Origin of the sequence: Suilimivivens aceti (genome assembly GCF_025567405.1) — a bacterium.
Taxonomy (GTDB): Bacteria; Bacillota; Clostridia; order Lachnospirales; family Lachnospiraceae; genus Suilimivivens; species Suilimivivens aceti.
The window spans coordinates 1-18,278 of record NZ_JAOQKJ010000022.1; the positions used below are offsets into that span (position 1 = coordinate 1).

The 18,278-nt window shown below is 44.6% G+C and carries 18 protein-coding genes, 2 tRNA genes, 1 pseudogene and 1 riboswitch; of the genes and pseudogenes, 1 reads left to right on the forward strand and 20 read right to left on the reverse strand.

Going from position 1 to position 18,278, the window contains the following annotated elements:
- Positions 1 to 301, forward strand: a 301-nt coding sequence (locus OCV77_RS15830; RefSeq protein WP_262575945.1) for a hypothetical protein, incomplete at its 5' end; no start/stop codon positions are given.
- Here the strand turns inward: OCV77_RS15830 and OCV77_RS15835 are convergent.
- The 20 genes and pseudogenes from OCV77_RS15835 to OCV77_RS15930 form a co-directional block, all read right to left on the reverse strand.
- Positions 264 to 352: transfer RNA gene (locus OCV77_RS15835), tRNA-Ser, on the reverse strand. The two genes, OCV77_RS15830 and OCV77_RS15835, sit on opposite strands and share 38 nt — an antisense overlap.
- A 54-nt stretch (positions 353 to 406) precedes the next feature.
- Positions 407 to 492, reverse strand: a tRNA-Ser gene (locus OCV77_RS15840).
- 226 nt (positions 493 to 718) lie between these two features.
- Entirely contained in the window at positions 719 to 1,354 is a 636-nt protein-coding gene (locus OCV77_RS15845; RefSeq protein WP_317246648.1) for an Rpn family recombination-promoting nuclease/putative transposase, read from the reverse strand.
- 739 nt (positions 1,355 to 2,093) lie between these two features.
- A complete protein-coding gene (gene ispD / locus OCV77_RS15850; RefSeq protein WP_262575946.1) occupies positions 2,094 to 2,810 on the reverse strand; it encodes a 2-C-methyl-D-erythritol 4-phosphate cytidylyltransferase in 717 nt (238 codons plus the stop codon).
- A 73-nt stretch (positions 2,811 to 2,883) separates the two neighbouring features.
- Positions 2,884 to 3,906 carry a tRNA (adenosine(37)-N6)-threonylcarbamoyltransferase complex transferase subunit TsaD gene (gene tsaD, locus OCV77_RS15855; RefSeq protein WP_262575948.1) on the reverse strand — a complete coding sequence of 341 codons (1,023 nt, stop codon included), beginning with the start codon at positions 3,904 to 3,906 and terminating at the stop codon, positions 2,884 to 2,886.
- Between the two features lie 10 nt (positions 3,907 to 3,916).
- Entirely contained in the window at positions 3,917 to 4,513 is a 597-nt protein-coding gene (locus tag OCV77_RS15860) for a DUF6715 family protein (protein WP_262575949.1), read from the reverse strand.
- Positions 4,510 to 5,424: a ribonuclease Z gene (locus OCV77_RS15865; RefSeq protein WP_262575950.1), complete on the reverse strand. Its 915-nt coding sequence runs from the start codon at positions 5,422 to 5,424 to the stop codon at positions 4,510 to 4,512. Before OCV77_RS15865 ends, OCV77_RS15860 begins: the two co-directional genes overlap by 4 nt.
- 34 nt (positions 5,425 to 5,458) lie before the next feature.
- A complete protein-coding gene (locus tag OCV77_RS15870) occupies positions 5,459 to 5,707 on the reverse strand; it encodes a hypothetical protein (RefSeq protein WP_262575952.1) in 249 nt (82 codons plus the stop codon).
- A gap of 71 nt (positions 5,708 to 5,778) precedes the next feature.
- Complete coding sequence (rimI, locus tag OCV77_RS15875; RefSeq protein WP_262575954.1) at positions 5,779 to 6,225, reverse strand: ribosomal protein S18-alanine N-acetyltransferase; 447 nt, start codon at positions 6,223 to 6,225, stop codon at positions 5,779 to 5,781.
- The gene (gene tsaB, locus OCV77_RS15880) at positions 6,215 to 6,958 is read right to left on the reverse strand and encodes a tRNA (adenosine(37)-N6)-threonylcarbamoyltransferase complex dimerization subunit type 1 TsaB (protein ID WP_262575955.1); all 744 of its coding nucleotides are present in this window, start codon (positions 6,956 to 6,958) and stop codon (positions 6,215 to 6,217) included. The genes rimI and tsaB overlap by 11 nt, the downstream gene beginning before the upstream one ends.
- Before the next feature lie 8 nt (positions 6,959 to 6,966).
- Entirely contained in the window at positions 6,967 to 7,398 is a 432-nt protein-coding gene (tsaE, locus tag OCV77_RS15885) for a tRNA (adenosine(37)-N6)-threonylcarbamoyltransferase complex ATPase subunit type 1 TsaE (protein WP_118798418.1), read from the reverse strand.
- Positions 7,392 to 7,871 carry a YcxB family protein gene (locus OCV77_RS15890; RefSeq protein WP_262575956.1) on the reverse strand — a complete coding sequence of 160 codons (480 nt, stop codon included), beginning with the start codon at positions 7,869 to 7,871 and terminating at the stop codon, positions 7,392 to 7,394. The genes tsaE and OCV77_RS15890 overlap by 7 nt, the downstream gene beginning before the upstream one ends.
- A 93-nt stretch (positions 7,872 to 7,964) precedes the next feature.
- Complete coding sequence (locus tag OCV77_RS15895) at positions 7,965 to 9,659, reverse strand: EAL domain-containing protein (protein ID WP_262575957.1); 1,695 nt, start codon at positions 9,657 to 9,659, stop codon at positions 7,965 to 7,967.
- Between the two features lie 46 nt (positions 9,660 to 9,705).
- Entirely contained in the window at positions 9,706 to 11,424 is a 1,719-nt protein-coding gene (locus OCV77_RS15900) for a HAMP domain-containing methyl-accepting chemotaxis protein (RefSeq protein WP_262575958.1), read from the reverse strand.
- Positions 11,425 to 11,532: 108 nt separating this feature from the next.
- Positions 11,533 to 12,675: a GGDEF domain-containing protein gene (locus OCV77_RS15905; RefSeq protein ID WP_262575959.1), complete on the reverse strand. Its 1,143-nt coding sequence runs from the start codon at positions 12,673 to 12,675 to the stop codon at positions 11,533 to 11,535.
- A gap of 151 nt (positions 12,676 to 12,826) precedes the next feature.
- Positions 12,827 to 14,047 (reverse strand): ABC transporter permease, encoded by a 1,221-nt coding sequence (locus tag OCV77_RS15910; RefSeq protein WP_118798413.1) that lies wholly within the window; start codon positions 14,045 to 14,047, stop codon positions 12,827 to 12,829.
- A 12-nt stretch (positions 14,048 to 14,059) separates the two neighbouring features.
- Positions 14,060 to 15,511, reverse strand: a complete 1,452-nt coding sequence (locus tag OCV77_RS16945) for an efflux RND transporter periplasmic adaptor subunit (protein ID WP_262575960.1) — start codon at positions 15,509 to 15,511, stop codon at positions 14,060 to 14,062.
- Between the two features lie 16 nt (positions 15,512 to 15,527).
- Positions 15,528 to 16,226, reverse strand: a complete 699-nt coding sequence (locus OCV77_RS15920) for an ABC transporter ATP-binding protein (RefSeq protein WP_118798411.1) — start codon at positions 16,224 to 16,226, stop codon at positions 15,528 to 15,530.
- 250 nt (positions 16,227 to 16,476) lie between these two features.
- On the reverse strand, positions 16,477 to 17,250 hold the full coding sequence (locus OCV77_RS15925) for an ECF transporter S component (protein WP_262575962.1): 774 nt from the start codon (positions 17,248 to 17,250) through the stop codon (positions 16,477 to 16,479).
- Positions 17,251 to 17,410: 160 nt separating this feature from the next.
- A riboswitch (FMN riboswitch) is annotated at positions 17,411 to 17,565 on the reverse strand.
- Positions 17,566 to 17,671: 106 nt separating this feature from the next.
- Positions 17,672 to 18,278: pseudogene (locus OCV77_RS15930) on the reverse strand (hypothetical protein); the annotation flags it as partial.

Sequence of the window (18,278 nt, forward strand, 5' to 3'; positions counted from 1 at the left end):
AATCTTCTTCAGAGCTTTGTCCTCTCGGACTTTCTCATTTAGAATTTTCAGGGTTGCATTACTGTTTATTTGTCAAGGTACGAGCAAAGCGGATTCATGTGTGAAAGTAATTTCCGAAAGCTTGCTTTCAGGAAATTGCTTTCATGCAGGAAGACATTGTGCGACAGCACTCAGTGAGCAGCTTCGCTGCGAACTGGCTTTGCAACAAGTTGTCCTTATCGCATGTTTGCTTTGCATCATCGGCAATCAATGGAGATCACCAACGGAGAAGGAGGGATTTGAACCCTCGCGCCGCTATTAACGACCTACTCCCTTTCCAGGGGAGCCCCTTCAGCCTCTTGGGTACTTCTCCACAAAAGCTGACTTATGATTCAATATATAAGGTTCGTGGAGAAGGTATCTCCAGCGGAGAGGGTGGGATTCGAACCCACGCGCCCTTGCGGACAAACGGTTTTCAAGACCGCCTCGTTATGACCACTTCGATACCTCTCCATGTCGTTTGTACTGACTCGCTCTGAATCAGCGCAAGGATTATTCTAGCAAAACACTTTCCTAATGTCAACAACTTTTTCAAGAAATTTAAAAAGAATTTTTTAGGGAAATTTTCAAACCTATTGCAACTATGTAATTGCAGTTACTTTGAAGGACTCCATCAGTTGCAGTTACATTGAAAAAGCACCTATCACCATAAGATGATAGGTGCCTTCCTGCTGTACTGTTATACTGTCGTCATTAATTGTTTTTCCGCTTCATCTATTTCTTCCTGGGTATAGCCAAGGGATAAAATGAAATCATTGTCCATTTCCTTTTTCAACAACCGCTGGATTGATAAGATTTTGCCTTGCTCCATTCCTTCAGCGAACTTTTCACGATCTCTCTGTAGTAGTGTCATATACTCAGTCCTCCATTCTTCATGTTGTACGGCCAGTTCTACTTTTCTTGCGATTTCTGTAGCCAGCCTGCCCCTGGGTTCTTCTCCCGAAAGAAAATCAAGAAAATTCTTTAATTCCTCCGGCAGATTTTTCTTATTTCCACTTGCATTGAGAAATATTTTAGTAGATTCATCACCAAGCTGCAGCCCTTGAACTTCTTTACATCTGTTTTCAAAGGTGTATACGCATTCATTATGTTTGAATGGATCATGAAGACAGACAAAGATAATGAATGTTTCTTTCAATTCGCTATAATCCGCACCCTTTTCAATCAGATTCAGGTCTATCATCCCCTGATAATACCTGCTTCTTTTAGGAAGATTTGATTTTCCCGTTGTCTGCATTTCAATATCATAGACTTTACTATCTCCCTCCAGATAGACATCCAAACGGATTCCTTTTCCGTCTGATGTTATATCGATATCTGATTTCCTTGATCTTTCTCCCTAATATCAGTTCCAGTAACTGTTTGCATAATTCCGGATTTGTATACAGTATCTTACAGAACATAAAATCATCTGTAAATGTTAAATCCTCATATTTTTTACTCATTGTTTTTCCCCACTTTCTCTTAATTATCAATTATCTATGTGATCAAGAGAAAGCCAAAACCGGTCATCCCCTTGTTATTTTCAGGGGACAGTTCCCTTATGTTCCGGGTTCCCGGTAAACTAAAATCTGTGTTACAACTCAAATATTTATATAATTATATTACACCATAACCGGTTGTTTATGCAGCTCAGATTCCTTCTGAAAATTTGTTTTTCAAAAAATTTTACGCCTTAAAAAAGTGTTTTTTGAAATTTTCTTATATAAATGAAACATCATTATTCCCTTATTTTATGGGCGATGGATGCCATTTATTGTGTGTGATACATCTCGGTGTAGATCGAACGATTGGGGTATATATGTCTGAAAATTTCATTTGATAAGCATAAAAACTTAATTATGATCAAAGAGAATAACATAGAAACAGCACCGATGGCAGTCGCCTTGCAAACGATACATCCGTGCCCATGCTCGAGAGGAATCCCTTCAAGGTTACATCGGCTGTTTCAAGCGGGCTCTAACAATAGAAAAAGGCATCTATCCGTACCAGATAAACGCCTGAAGTAGACTGCTTCCAAAAATACCAACCCTGAAAAATGCCCTGCAGTACTCTTAGTCTGCCAGAAAGCTTTCGGCCACCCTCATATCCTCCGGTGTGGTGATCTTGATATTCTGGTAGGAGCCTTCTGTCAGCTTCACAGGATGCCTCATCAGCGTTTCCACGACCATGGCATCATCTGTAATATGAATTCCCTGCTGCAGGAGCTTTTCCTCCTCCGCAAGCAGCTTCTGATAAGCAGATCGAATCAGGGGTGCATCAAAGACCTGAGGGGTCTGCACCATCCATACAAGATTCCGGTCAGGGGTTTCCCGGATCATACCCTTTGCATCAGCAATCTTGATCGTGTCCTTCACCGGCATCCCGGCTACGCAGGCACCATACTTTGTGGCATCTGTAAGACATCTCTCCAGGATTCCCCCAGTCACGAAGGGTCTTGCCCCATCATGGATAAAGATATAATCGCAGTTTGAAAGTGCAGTAAGACCACAGACTACGGAATGATAACGTTCTTTTCCACCCTCCGTCACCCTGCTTACCTTGGTAAAGCCATACTTTTCCACAAGCTCCTGCTGGCAGTAGCTGATATCCTCTGCCCCCGTTACCAGTACGATCTCATCAATAAAGCTGTCCTCAAACGCTTTCAGGGAATAATACAAAACCGGCTTTCCCCCCATCAGCAGATACTGCTTCTTGGTGCTGCCGCCCATTCTCTTCCCGCTGCCTGCAGCAAGTACTACAGCGCCGCACCGGTACTTTTTCTTTTCCATATGCTGATTTCCCTTTCTCACTTTAAAATGATCCTGCCGGACTTCATCCAAGCAGGATCCATCATACCTGAATTTATCTCTCTCCCAGTTTGAGTCCCGGAACCGCATTCAGATCATATCCGCTTCTGACACCCTTCAGGAACTCATAATATCCTGCCGCTCCGATCATGGCCGCATTATCAGTACAGTAAATAGGTGAAGGATGGTAAAATTCGATATTTTCCTTTGTGCATGCTTCTTCAAAGGCTGCCCGGAGAGCAGAATTGGATGCAACTCCCCCTGCTATGGCAAATTTCTTATAACCACATTTGCGCAGTGCTTCCATGGAATGGTCTACAAGTACATCCACTACCGCCTTCTGGAAAGAGGCCGCCACGTCTGCCTGATCAACAGTTTCACCCTTCATTTCACAGGAATTCAGATAATTCAGTACGGCGGATTTAAGACCACTGAAGCTGAAATCATACTCTGCCTGTGCCACCTTTGCCCGGGGGAAATGAATAGCTTCGGGATTCCCCTGCTTTGCCACCTTATCAATTTTCGGTCCTCCGGGATATCCAAGACCGATCGCCCTCGCCACCTTGTCAAAGGCTTCTCCTGCCGCATCATCCCTGGTACGTCCAAGGATCTCATATTCCCCATAATCCTTCACTACGACCAGATGAGAATGCCCGCCGGATACCACAAGACATACAAAGGGAGGCTCCAGTTCTTTATTCTCTATGTAATTTGCGCTGATATGACCTTCAATATGATGCACACCTACAAGCGGGATCCCTGTGGCAAAGCTGATCGATTTGGCTGCGGAAACTCCAACAAGTAAAGCCCCAACAAGACCGGGGCCATAGGTAACTGCAATCGCATCCATATCCTGCAATTTCATATTGGCATCCACAAGTGCCTGATCGATGACCTGGATCACCTTCTCAATATGCTTTCTGGATGCGATCTCCGGAACTACACCACCATATACCGTGTGCAGTGCGATCTGGGAGTATATCACATTAGACAATACCTCTCTGCCATTTCTTACAACAGCTGCTGCTGTCTCATCACAGGAGCTCTCTATTGCCAGAATTGTAACATCCTTTTCCATCTGTATTTCCTCACTCATCATTATCGGCATTATCTGCCAGCTTAAAGCCATAAATCTTCCAATGCCCCTTCTGATCCTTCCGCAAAAGGAATACCTCCTCTACAGAGCCAAGTGATGTTCCCTTTCTCAGGTTGAAGGTACAGTATAATCTTGCAAATTCATTTTCATCTACCGAATAATAATCCACATCCGCACTGGAGCTTACTGCACAGCTTGAGATTACGATCTCCTGCTCTTTAAAATTATCGATATCCCACCTCAGATCCTGCAGATACTGATCCTGTGTTTTATTGGCGATCAGCTCCTCATCATAAAGGTTCTCAATCTTAAGCGCCAGCTCTTCAAATTCCTCGTCTGTATATTCTTCATTATAGAAGCACTGCGTCATTTTCCCGTAAAGCTTCACTACCTCTTTGGGCGTAGGCGGATAATTCCGGTCAAAATTATACATAAGCGCTTCCTGGACCGCCGTGATCTTAACCGGTTCTTCTTCTGTCTTATGGCTTTTGTTTGAAAGATAAAAATAATATCCTCCAACCATAAGTATCAGGATCAGACCTATAATAACTACCTTATACCCTTCCGATTTTGCTTTTTTTCTGTTCATGTTTCGTCCTCAAATAATAGGGTGATCGTCTTTCCATCCTTGCAGGTTTCTGTCTTCGGAAATATCTTCCTTGCCGCGGGGAGATATTCCTCCGGTCTGTTCAGTGAGGGACTATAATGTGTCAGCCACAAACGCTCCGGCTCTGCTTTTCTTGCAATTTCCGCAGCTTCGTAAAATGTCATATGCTTATTTTCTTTGGCCTTTTTCAGCTTATCCGGCTCCCCATACATACCCTCACAGATAAAGAGGTCTGCCTCCTTCGCATGCTGCAGAATACTGTCGGTCGGTCTGGTATCTGTACAGTAGGTAACCCGAAGCCCCTTGCGTTTCTCACCAAGCACCATCTCCGGGGTAAATGTCCCTTCCGAGGTTTCGATCACCTCGCCGTGCTGGAGCCTGCTCCAGTAGCGCTTGTCTATTCCAAGGGAAACAGCCTTTTCCACCTGGAATTTTCCGATCCGGTCAATCACAATGCTGTATCCATAGCAGGGCACATTATGATTCACCTTAAAGGCTTCAATCTTAAACCCATCAAAGGCAATACTCTGTTCGTTCTCTGTCAGCTCGAGGCAGTCGATCACAAACGGAAGCTCCGGTGCGATCACCCGCAGGGATGCCACGACTCTCGAAAGTCCCTTTGGTCCCACCAAAAGCAGCGGCTCCGTCCGTTCTGCATTTCCCATCGTGAGAAGCATACCGGGCAGTCCGCTGATATGATCGGCATGAAAGTGAGTAAAGCAGATCACGTCGATAGGCTTGGGACTCCAGCCCTTTTCCTTCATGGCGATCTGTGTTCCTTCTCCACAGTCGATCAGTATACTCTGACCGTTGTACCGGGCCATCATGGATGTCAGCCACCTGTAGGGCAGCGGCATCATGCCTCCGGTACCAAGCAAACAAATATCGAGCATAGTACCTCCCTATACCGCAGGCAGGAAATGCCTGTCAAAGCAGCTCTGTTTCCTCCCTGATCTCTGCAGGAACAGAAAACTCTGCTATTATTCTATCATAACACTCTTCACACAGGTCAAACAAGTACCTGTGGCCATCCTTTTGGCTGAAATAGGAAAAAGGAGTCTCCACATGACAGCATCCTTCCATCAGGATCCCATTTTCAACCTTCATCTTTTTTCCACACTGATTACAGATCACCGCTGAAAGCTTTTCCCTGCTTCCTTCTTCATAAATACGCATGGCATCCTCCTGTTTTCATAAAATCTCTGCTTTTATTATGAAGGATACAAAAAGAAAGCACCAGTGGTAAATTATCCTTGTTCTTCCTGTCTCTTCCACATGATCAGTGCATCTTCCCTGGGCTTAGCATAAAAACCCGGTCTGATCCCTTCTGTCCGGAACCCAAGACTTTCATAAAGACTGATCGCAGGACTGTTTCCGGCACGGACTTCGAGGGTACAGTCACCAATCCCACAGGAAGGCGCTTTTTTAAGCAGATATTCCATGAGCCTTCTGCCGGTTCCCTTTCTCCGGAAAAGCGGTGCAACGGCAACATTGGTGATCTCTCCTTCACCGGCCATGTTTCTGAGACCACAGTAGCCTGTGATCTCTCCAGCCTCCTCTGCCACATAATAATGGGCATAATCTGCCTTCACCATCTCCAGAAAATCCCTTTCTGTCCATGGCTCTGAAAAAACCTCTGCTTCGATCCTGGCAACTGCAGGTACATCCTCTGCACGAAGCTCTCTAATCTGCATGGTTCCGCTCCCGTTCTGCCTGAGACAGACGCAGGTATTCCGGTGCATGCTCCATGGCACTGACATACCTTCCTTCTGCATACCAATCAAAGGCCAGTACACCAAAAGCCGCTGCCCGCTGTCTGTTCATATGTGCCGGGGCAAGCTGATAGGGAACCTTCATCAGTTCCTTTAATTTTTCTCCATATACAGGAACACCATCCCCAAGAAAGATCACTTCCCTGTCCAGTTCATTACAATGCTGTGCGATCTCTGCAACAGAGACCGGTCTGTCAGACAGGATCTCCTTTATAATATAGCTATCCGGCTCATGGAGTCCTTCTGTACTTCCTGAATTTTCTTTCTTTTCAAAAGCATAGATCCCCGTATAAACCTGTTCTCTTCTGGCATCCATGATCGGACACACCAGCTTGTCTGTGCCATACAGATTGCAGGCAAGTCCCTGCAGTGTCGGGATCTCAATGATCGGGATCTGCAGTGCATAGGCAAGCCCCTTGGCTGTCGCCGAGCCGATCCGAAGCCCTGTAAAGGATCCGGGACCACTTGCTATGGCTATGGCATCTACAGTGGAAAGCTCCAGCTCCACCTGATCTTTTAACTCCTCCAGCATCGGAAGAAGTGTCTGTGAATGGGTCTTTTTGTATTGAATATTGTATTCTCCTACCAGTCCGGTATCCTCAAGCAGTGCAACAGATGCCACAAGGCCGGAGCTGTCCAGTGCAATAATCTTCATATTGCCTCCTATATCTCTTCTATGAGGATCTTGCGGTAGTCAAAGCCCTTTTCCAGATCCTTCAGAATCGTAATCTGCGTATAATGATCAGGCAGGATCTCACGGATCAGATCCGCCCACTCGATCAGGCTGACCCCATCTCCGTAAAAGCAGTCCTCATATCCGATCTCATCCATCTCGGAAATATCTCCGATCCGGTATACGTCAAAATGATAGAACGGCAACCGTCCTTCTTCATAGCTCTGCAAAATGGTAAAGGTCGGACTGTTCACCGGTTCCGTAATGCCAAGCCCTGCTGCCAGCCCCTGTGTAAACACAGTTTTTCCAACCCCAAGGTCACCGATCAGTGTATACACCTCTCCCGGTCTGGCCTCCTCTCCGATCTTTTTCCCAAGGGCATAAGTATCCTCTGCCCGGAAGCTTTCTTTTTCTGTCAGCATCTTATTTTCACCTTCTTTGGCGGCATATGGGTGGATATGACCCCGATCACAGCCGTTGTTTTCTCTCCCATGGCTTTCTTTGGCAGAATGGTTGCATTAACTGCCGAGGTATAAAGAACAATACTGCGCATGGTGGATATCGCCTTCTGCATGTCCTCCCATTTGCAGCATTCCTCATGTTCTCCCTGTGATACGGTGATCCCTTCCTCATCCATCCGGTAGTGCAGCGGCTGTCTGAATGCCGGATTACTCAGAAACTGCTGTTTGGAACGCATAAAAAGCGACACCGGGAGATACAGCAGGATCACGATCCCTGCAATCGTACATAAAGCACCGCTTCCTGCAAAGCCTGCTACGATCATCAATGCCCCGGCCACCGCACCGATCAGACCGGAAGGGCTTGTAAAGGTATGATGCAGCATATAATCATAAAGATCTGCTGATGTCATCTGTACGTCAAATTCTACTTCCATAGCTGTATCCTTTCTGTTTCCATAAAATAAGGCCGGAAGTCATTGCTTTGCATTGTAAAAACAATAACCTCTGACCTCAATATTTTCATTATACTAAAAATCGGACAAAGTGCAACACCCTGTTTCCCTGATAAACTGTTCCTTTCTGCATGGTCTGCCAAACAGATATCCCTGCAGATAATCAATCTGCATCTCCTTCATCTTCCGGCACCACTCCCGTTCCTCAATGCCTTCTGCACATATCCTGACACCAATACTATGCACCATCGAAGCGATATTTTTAAATAATTCATAATCTCCGGTACTGTTCATCGCCTTCGCCGTAAAATCCTTGTCCATTTTTATATAGCTCGGATTCATATCACGTATACAATGAAGATTCGAATAGCCTGTCCCGAAATCATCTATCACAAAGTGGATCCCGTTCTCGTCCAACGTCTTCCGGAACCTACAGAACGATGGCGTCATATCCATAAAGCCGCTTTCCGTCATTTCTATACATATGCACTCCGGCTTTAAGCCATACATTTTAATCACACCCAGGATATCTCTCTCAACATCGCCCTGCATGATCTGCACATAGGAGACATTTATATTCATCCTGAAATCCGGAATATATTGCTGCATCTCCCTGCACATTTTGGCTGCTTCGTCCAGCACATACCTTCCGGCAGGGATAATTAACCCGCTTTCTTCCAGAAGCGGAATAAATTCCATCGGTGAAATGACCTCCTGTCCCTCTTCAGACGGCACGGAAAAGCGCATAAGCGCCTCTGCACCAATTACCTGTTCTGATCCGCAATCCACGATTGGCTGATAGTACACCTCAAAGCCCTTATACTGGTTTACAATAGCCTTACGAAGTGCTGCCACTATTCTTCCTTTTCGCAGAAAAACCTCATAGTCATCCTCATCAAAGATATAAAATCCGCTTTTTCCTCTGCTTTTTGCCTGCTTCAGGACAAATGCAAATTTTTTGCGGCACTCTTCATATCCTTCACAAAAAGTTGTTGCAGACACAACACCGACAGAAATTGAAAATACAGCTTCATAATTTTCAGACACTATAAATTTATAGAGCTTATCTGTAATTTTTTCTTTAAGCCTTTCGGACTCTTCCCTTAAATCGTTTTCCAGATCCACAATCACATACTGATCAGCCACAAGATGATAAATCCTCTGCTTATCAGAAAGACATTCCTTCATACAGTCAGCTACGCTTTTTAAAATATAATTACCATAAGCAGATCCCTTGGAGCCATTGATCGATCCGAAATCATCAATCCCTATATGCATAAGAAACCCTTTGGAAATGTGCTCCTCTTGCGAACGCATATAAGCATTAAATTCCAGACCACCCAGCAGTCCGGTAACATTATCCGCCCTTCTCTGATTCCCGGTCTCATTCAGACATCCAACCAGATACTCTGCATTTCCTCCCGGTCCATCAATCACAATACCACGGCAATTGACCCATACCGGCATGCCATCTTTGCCAATCCATCTGTAATGAAGATTGTGTACCTTTTCTTTTCCTTCACGTATATCCGCGAGATGCTTTGTAAGCATCTCGCGGTCTTCTTCATACACTACCTTCAAAATATCATTTGATACATCAGTCATGGCATTTTTTGAGATCATGAACCGGTCCACAGCTGACTGCGATATCTCCATTGTATTATTCTGCAGATCAAATATATACAGATAATCATCCATACATTCTGTAATGATCTCAAATAAGATCTCTGCCGTCTGCTCTCCAAATACTGTAAATATATCGTCAATCACAACAAGCGCCTTCCTTTTAACGGCACTATACTAACCCTGCCATTTTCTAGAATAATTTGAATACATTCACGCGGTCATGCATCTTAGCTGCATCCTCTGCCAGGTTAATGCTGATTGCTGTATTCTCCTCTGAGGATGACGCTGTACCCTGTACCACATCAGAAAGCTGCTCGATTCCCTTTCCGATCTGTTCCAGGGATTCTGCCTGGGAGTTTGCTTTCTCCATTGTATTCTGTGCAAGCTCTGCGAAAGACTCCATATCTGCAATGATCTGATTGAATGCTTCTGCTGTTGTTCTTGTAATGCTATTTCCTTTTTCAATTTCAACTAAAGTCTTGTCGATCAATTCTCTCGTATTTACAGCTGACTTCGCACTGTCTGAAGCAAGCTTGCCAATCTGGTCTGCAACCACAGCAAAGCCTTTTCCTGCCTCACCTGCCCTGGCTGCTTCAATCGAAGCATTAAGTGACAGAAGATTTGTCTGGGATGCTATATCCTCAATATCTGTAATAATATTACCAATCTCCTTGGAGATCTCTGTAATATGCTCCATTTCTGTCAGGAGCTCATTCATTTTTTCTCTTTCTTCATTTGCCCTGCCTGCAGAGGCTCTTACCCGTTCAGATGCGCTTTGTGTTTCCTTCGCTGTATCTGCCGCCAGACTGACAACTGTATCTATTGTGGCATTCAGCTCCTGGATTACCCCTGCCTGCTCTGTCGCGCCGTCAGATAAGGACTTTGATGCATTTTCAACTTCCGTTGCATTCACTGATACCTGCCCTGCAATATTACTGATATCAGACAATGTACTGTTAAAACGCTTTAATATATAAAGAAGTGAGTCCTTTAATTCTGAGAAATCACCCAGAAACGCTGTAATTTCGTCACCATTTCTTGTCAGATCTCCCTGCGCTATCAGCTTTACTTCTTCAGAGATCTCGCGGACATAATCTGCTAGAATATTCATGGCTTCTCTTAAATTTCTGATCGTATCACCGAACTCATCCTCAGACTCATATGTAAGCATTTCCACGTTAGACAGCTCACCCTTTCTCAGGCTGGCAACTGCTGTCTCTATCTGTACTACCGGCTCTGTAATTGAGTTCGTGATTATCCTTCCGATAATTGTTGATACTACAGTCATCGCAATTCCTATCACCACGATCACAATAAAAATAATAACTGTACACCAGTTGGCAATGCTCTTGGATTCATCCAATTTCACCTGGAAATCATTCCGCAGTATTTTTAGTTTTTCTCCAAAATTCTTATAGCTTTCATAAACACTTCCCGTCATCAGCTCAGCTGCTTCTGCCTGTTCTCCGTTACTGCTCAGCTGTAATATTTCTTCAGAGGCTTTCTTGTATGTATTCCATGCAGAGTTTGCTTCGTCATAATCAGCTTTTCCTGCCTGTGCCTCTTTGTCTGCATTTATTATTGCATCCAGCTTCTTGGCCGTTTCCGTAATCTGACCTGCAATATTTTCAATCTCTGCTTCACAGTCTGTCAGAACCGCCGGATCTGTTTCAACAAGATGCTGATACTGTTTGACTCTGTAATTAGAGGTCATTGTTTCCAATTCCTGTATATATCCGACCACCGGAGACCACACCTCCGTAATCTCCCCTACGTTCGAACGGATCACCAGGGTTGAAATCAGCGTTACCAGCACAAAAAATACTGTCATAATAAGTACTATTAGCCGGTATGCCTTTAATTTTCCTGCTACCTTTAAGTTAGCTATCCATCTTTCGATCTTTGCCATATCCCTTTCCCTTCCTTTGTGTTTTGAATTTTGCAGCACACCAAAAAACTTCATCTGTAAGCTGTTATAATGATAACATACTTCTTTTTAAAGTCAATTAAAAAAGCATTAAATTTTCTGCTGATCTTTTTTCAAACGTTCTGCCTGATTTAATGAATGATATTTCCGTTTTTTCTCATACATTTTTTCATCCATATTTCTTAGAAAGGTCTCTGTATCATCCTCCGGTCTAAATTCTGCATATCCCATGGAAACACTTAAGCTGAACGGTTCTGCCCCGGAGCTGTTAAACTGCGAAATATTATCATTGATCTCATCCATCGTAGCCAAAACGCACTCTGTATCAACACCTGCCAAAAGCACAATAAACTCATCCCCTGCATACCGGATCGCCATTCCGGTATCCGGTATGGATCTGAAAAGTATACTTCCCATCGTACTGACAGCCTTGTCCCCTATACTATGTCCCAGGCTGTCATTGATATGCTTGAAGTCATTTACATCCATCATGATCCCATGTAAGGATTTCCAGCCTGCCGTTTTCCTTTTGGCAAGCACCGCATTCAGGTATCTTCGATTGTATAGTCCGGAAAGCTCGTCCGTGTACAGATTTTCTGCATATAGCTGCATCTGAACAAATATCAATGTAACCGCCGCTAACAGCCATGACGCTGTGATCCCGTAAAAGAACAGCTGCAGGATCACTCCTGCAAAACCAACGCCGACAAAATACATCACGGGGAAATAGCTCAGATTGATCCCCTGTTTTCTGGAATGGTACACCAGATATATACTGTAGCCGAAATACATTATAACCGAGATATAACAGGCCAGTGAGCCTCCGGCTCTCTGATATACATTCGCCCCGGATATCCTGAATACAATCCCAGGTCTGAAAAGATTACATAAAATCATGATCACTTCCACAAGCCAGGGAAAGATCAAAAACGCTATTTTTGAGAATATTCTCTTATAATTCCGGTAAATACGCAGCTCCACATACAGGCACCAGAGCAGACTCATGCTGACCGTGCCAATAAAGCACAGGCTGTTAACAGCATAATTAATCTGTCTGCTGCCAGTAAAGCTTTTTCCATCTATCAGAAAGGCCACTGTCTCAGACAGTGCCCCCAGTATATTCACTAATGCAATTCCATCATATATTTTATCTTCCGCATGAAGGCTTTCTCTGTTCTTTCGTCTGCAGAGCAAAAGATATCCCATCATCAGCACGGCCAATCCGTTTGCCATCAATATTTCTTCTATGATTATTATTGTCATCACCCTCCCATCACTGACAGTACTGAAGCACAAAATAGAGAAAATTTCCCAGATATTTTTTCTTTATTATACTTGAAAATCTCCCTTAAAGCAACCCTAGAAGTCCCTTATGAAAAGGGGGTTATTCGTGCCTGAGTGCCTCGATCGGGCTTAAGCGCGCTGCTTTTTTTGCAGGATAAATGCCGAAGAAAATACCGATACCACAGGAGAACACTGATGCCCCTATAACGACCGCCGGATTCACAGCAGGTGTAATCCCTGCAATAGCGCCGACCAGCCTTCCACCAAGAATACCAAGGAAAATACCGATCAGTCCACCAAGCAGGGTAATAATACCCGCCTCCGCCAGAAACTGGAGCAGAATGGATCCGGTTCTTGCCCCGAGTGCCTTACGGATACCGATCTCTCTGGTTCTTTCTGTCACCGAAACCAGCATAATGTTCATAACACCGATACCGCCAACAAGCAGGGAAATGGCTGCCACGAAGGATATGAAGATCGTGATGAATCCAAGGATCGTATCAAACTGGGAAGATACATCTGTAAAGCTCTGCATCATGATCTGATTTTCTCCCCGTACATTGTGCCGGGTTTCCATCAGATTCAGTACCTCTCCTGCCACCTCAACAGAGTTTTCCGTAGAATCTGCCATCACATAAAACTCCTCTGTATCATCAATATAAAAGCCATATTTGTTGCCCACAAAGGTAAGTGGTGCTTCTGCGGTGACCATCTTATCCATGCCGGAGCCCATATTGATCAGGGAAGATGCACTGTCCTGACGGATTCCTACAATGCGCATTTCCTGTGTCACACCATAGAAGGTAGCATCAAAGGTCATTCCAATCACATCTGTAGTTCCGAACAGGGCGATGGCACTGGCTTCTGTGATCACGCAGGCATTGACCCCACTGTCATAATCATTCTGGGTAAAATATTTACCTTTAATGATCGGTTCAGAAGCCCGGTACTGCAGTCCTGTTGTTCCTGCTGCCAGACTGATATCAAAATCACCCTTCGGTCCTTCTGCAGTTCCCCAGAGACTGAATGCCGGTGTCACACCCTTTACATGGTCCACGTGCTCCATAATGGCATCAAAATCTGACTGGTCAAAGGTAACTGTGGTATCCTTTCTGGTACTATCCACATAAAAAGCGATCTGTCCCCCGGCAATTCCCTCCAGCTCTGAATTGACCTGTCCCCTGACACCGTTACCAATTGAAATGACCATGATAACAGAGGAAATACCGATAATAATTCCCAGCATGGTCAATATGGACCGCCCTTTATTGCTTTTGATATTCATCAAAGCAATCTTAATATATTCCCATATCTGTGCCATAATCCGTGCTCCTTAATTCATGGGAACAGCAACTGCTGCCATGCCTTCCGTAATACCTCCGGTCACCTCTGTGATTAGCTGGTCTCCCTCTGAAACCCCGCTTAAAATTTCCACCATAGTATCAGAAGAGATCCCTGTTTCCACCTGTTTCTTCACTATTACATTATTTTCAATGGCATACACAAATTCGCCTGTACTGTCCACATTGACTGCTGTCACTGGTACCAGCACAGCATCCTTTACTTCTGCGGTCTCGATCACCACCTTGGCTTCCACACCCAGATATACATCACTGTCAGGATCCAGGATTTTGATCTCAGTTCCTACAACGGCTGCTCCACTGTCATTTTTCTGTGCCATCTTATCGATCCTGGAAACCTCGCCTTCATATTCCCTGCCACCGATCGTAACGGTTGCTTTCTGGGAAAGAGCAATCTTGTCAAGATCATACTTGGTTACAGAAATCTTTACGCAGACATCCTCTGTACTTTCCAGCTTTAAAAGCTCTGTACCTTCTGCCGCTGTTGATCCCTCTACGGCACTGACAGCGGTTATGACACCATCAAACTCTGCTGTCACACCATCTGAAACTGCCTCAAGCTTTGCGAGCTTATCCTCAGACTGGATCTCCTTGGTCTGATTACCGGCCTCCAGCTCCTCCTTAGCCCCGGCTGTCATCTTGCTGCTGTCGGCGCTGCTCTTCTGGGATTTCATTTCGGAACGATATTCCTTATATTTGGAAAGCATATCATTATATACTTCCAGTTCTGATTCCCAGCCTTCAATCTCCTTGTTATGAGACTGTTCATAATTATTCTCCTGCACCATTTTCTGCAGATTCATATATTCGTCAGAATCCGGTTGATCCTGCCAGTCCAGCAGGGAAATCTGAAGCTGTGTACCAAAAAGTGCAAGCTCATCCTTTTTCTTCTGGATCTTATTATTCAGCCCTTTAATATAAGCCTCGGTATCTGCTATCTGCTGATCCAGCACCTCCATGTTAACATTGGCCTCATTCAGATCCCCCAGTTTTTCATTGTTTGTCTGCACAGAGTTCCGATAGCTTCCCTCAGCAGCCTGTTTATCAAGCTGTGCAAGCTCAGTTGCCTTAGAAAGGTCACTTTCATCATAGCCGATCAGGACATCTCCCTTTTTCACAGCATCTCCTGCCTCTACGTTCACACTGCCGATCTTCACATTCACATTGGAAAAATAAGTTTTCTCTTCATTTGAGGTCACATTTCCACTTGTATTGATCGTCTGTCTGATATCTCCTCTTTCTGCTGCTGTCGTCATGATCTGCATGGGAGTATTTGCTGCAACCACATTGGATATGATCACATAAAGAATAAATACTCCTGTCGCAGAAAGGATGATGATCCTTCTTTTCTTCTTTCTTTTTGCCGGGTCAGCCGGTTTCTTTTCTTTTTTTACTTTCTTTTCAGCTTTCTTTTCTTCTTCCATCTTCTCCTCCAGAATTCTATGCCAATGCTGCATCATTATTAATATCCGCCACAATCTTTCCATCCATGATCCTTATGATCCGCTTCGCCCTTGCTGCGATCTCATTATCATGAGTGATCAGGATCACGGTCCTGCCTTCCTTATGTAGCTCCTTCAGGATTCCCATGATCTCCTTCGTGGAGCCGGAATCCAGATTTCCTGTGGGCTCATCTGCCAGGATCACAGGCGGAGCCTGGGCGATTGCCCTTGCTATGGCTACCCTCTGCTGCTGTCCACCGGACATTTCAGAAGGCTTATGATCCATCCGCTTCTCAAGTCCCACCTTTTTCAGCGCAGTTCTTGACAGCTCTTCCCGTTCTTTCTTCGGAACACCCCTGTAGATCAGCGGCAGCTCTACATTTTCAAGAGCCGTCATATTGGCGATCAGGTTAAAGCCCTGAAAAATAAAACCGATCTCTCTGTTCCTGATATCAGAAAGCTCATCATCTGTCAGATGTGACACATCCTGCCCATTCAGATAATAGGTACCTGATGTGGGGACATCCAGACAGCCGAGCATATTCATCAGTGTCGACTTACCGGATCCTGACTGTCCGATGATCGCCACAAACTCGTGACGGTCGATCTGCAGATCCACATGATCCAGAGCCCGTACTTCATTCTCACCTGGATTATAAATCTTACACATGTTCCGGATTTCTATCAGTTCATCCATCCTTTTCCCTGTCCCTTTCCTTTTCTCTATGTATTATTGTATTATATCATTAATACAGTTTTGTCAAGAGGAAAATTCCCATTTTTCATTGTATTTTCATTTTCTGTACAATATAACGAATTATATCAGAGCTTTTTCTCCAAAAACAGGATCATATCCTTAATTTTATCTTAAAGAAAAACGCCCACGCATCTGCATGGACGTTTTCATAATCACCGGTATTCCCTGACCAGTGTCTGTATATACTCATTTATTTCACAGTCTCTACCTGTTTTACATGCTCTGTTTTTCCGGAAATGGCTGCTGATTTCAGGATCGGGCTGAGCTTCTTGTAGATCAGCATGGTTACCAGTGAAACACTGCCGCCCTTTAACAGGTTCATAGGCGCTACCGCAAAGACAACCAGGGTTACAATGCTGTTGATATTTCCGTTTACCGCATTTCCCATCTGCACAATGGCATCCAGCGGGAGTCCATAAAGCTTTGAAAATGCAGGGAGCAGGTAGATCGCATTAAATGCGGTACCAAATACGGTCATGATCAATGTTCCTGTTACAGAACCGATGATCGCAGTTTTTCTTGTTTTCTTAAACAGATAAATGATAGATGCTGGCAGGATGAAGCTGCAGCCTACCACAAAATTGGCAAGATCCCCTACAAATGCAGTACTGGTTCCCTTCATCAGAAGCTTTAACAGGATCTTCACGAATTCGATCATGACACCGGCTACCGGTCCGAAGGCAAAGGTACCTACCAGTGCAGGGATCTCGCTGAAATCCAGCTCATAAAAAGAAGGGGCAAAGGGAAGGGGGAACTCAAACAGCATCAGTACGGCTGCGATTGCTGAAAACACACCGATCATGGCAATCTTTCTTGTACTTAAAACCCTCTCGGTATCATGATTTCTTTTCTTGATCGCCTTTTCGGCCGCATAGGCGATCAACATCAGCGCTGCTGCAATTCCTACTGAAACCAGAACAAATACTACATTGTCCTTTACACTTGTCCATAAACCATTATTCATTTCATTTTCCTCTCTTTCTGCCTGTCCGGCTGGCATATGCCATTTCAGAAAGGTTCTTCTTTGGCAGAACAATTAAAAAAGCCCCGGATGATTCTCATCCGGGGTTTACTTGCTTTTCTGCTCATAGAGAACATCAGGCTCTTTGCTTAAACCTGACTGCTCTTTTCTTCTCTCATCCAGACTGTACTGTCGGTTTTGGAATCGCACCAAATCAGCCGCTGTGCTTCCTTCTGGCTTATTCTCCGCCATTTTCAGCACATACGGGTCGCGGACTATACCGCCGGTAGGGAATTTCACCCAACCCCGAAGAACTTTTCTATTTTTTATCCGATGCTAGATTAGCACACTAACTGTTAAAATGCAAGAGTTTTTTCCTTCCGACTCACGCCGCGCGTGCGTGGGTACATTCCTATCCAGATTCTCAGTTCTCATCTTCCACGTCTCCATTTCCTGCCATGCAGTCCAATTCCTTCTTCAAAGCAGCTTCAAATGCCTCTGTGCTGGACGCACTGGCAGCCTGCCTTACCAGCTCCTCCAGTATGCCGGTATCTTCGATCGCATTGATTTTATCTCTAAGGTCTGAGGGTACCTCTCCATGTGCCTGCAAAAGGGTTATGATCATCTCCCTATAGGCACTTTCTCTGCCTTCCTTATAGCTGTCCTTCTTTTCCCAGTAAATGATATCTTCAAATTTCATATATTCCAATTTCACCTCCGGCTTCTCTTTCACCTTCGTTATCAGTCTGTGCAGCCGGTCTGTAGCTTCATCTACCACATTCTCCTTCCGACTGTCCTGCAGATAGGTAAGCAGTGCATGGATCGCTTCATTTCCTCCACGGGTTCCCCCAGTATTAAAATACAAAAAGGTCAGCCCGTCTTCATAATCGACCTCCGGCACTTCTTCACAGTGATTATGTACACAGTACTTCATGTATCCTTTTCCGAAAATATCATAATTCAAGATCGTCACAATATAGAGATTTGGCAGCTTATCAAACTCCCGATCCCCACTGGCAAGCTGTCTGCTG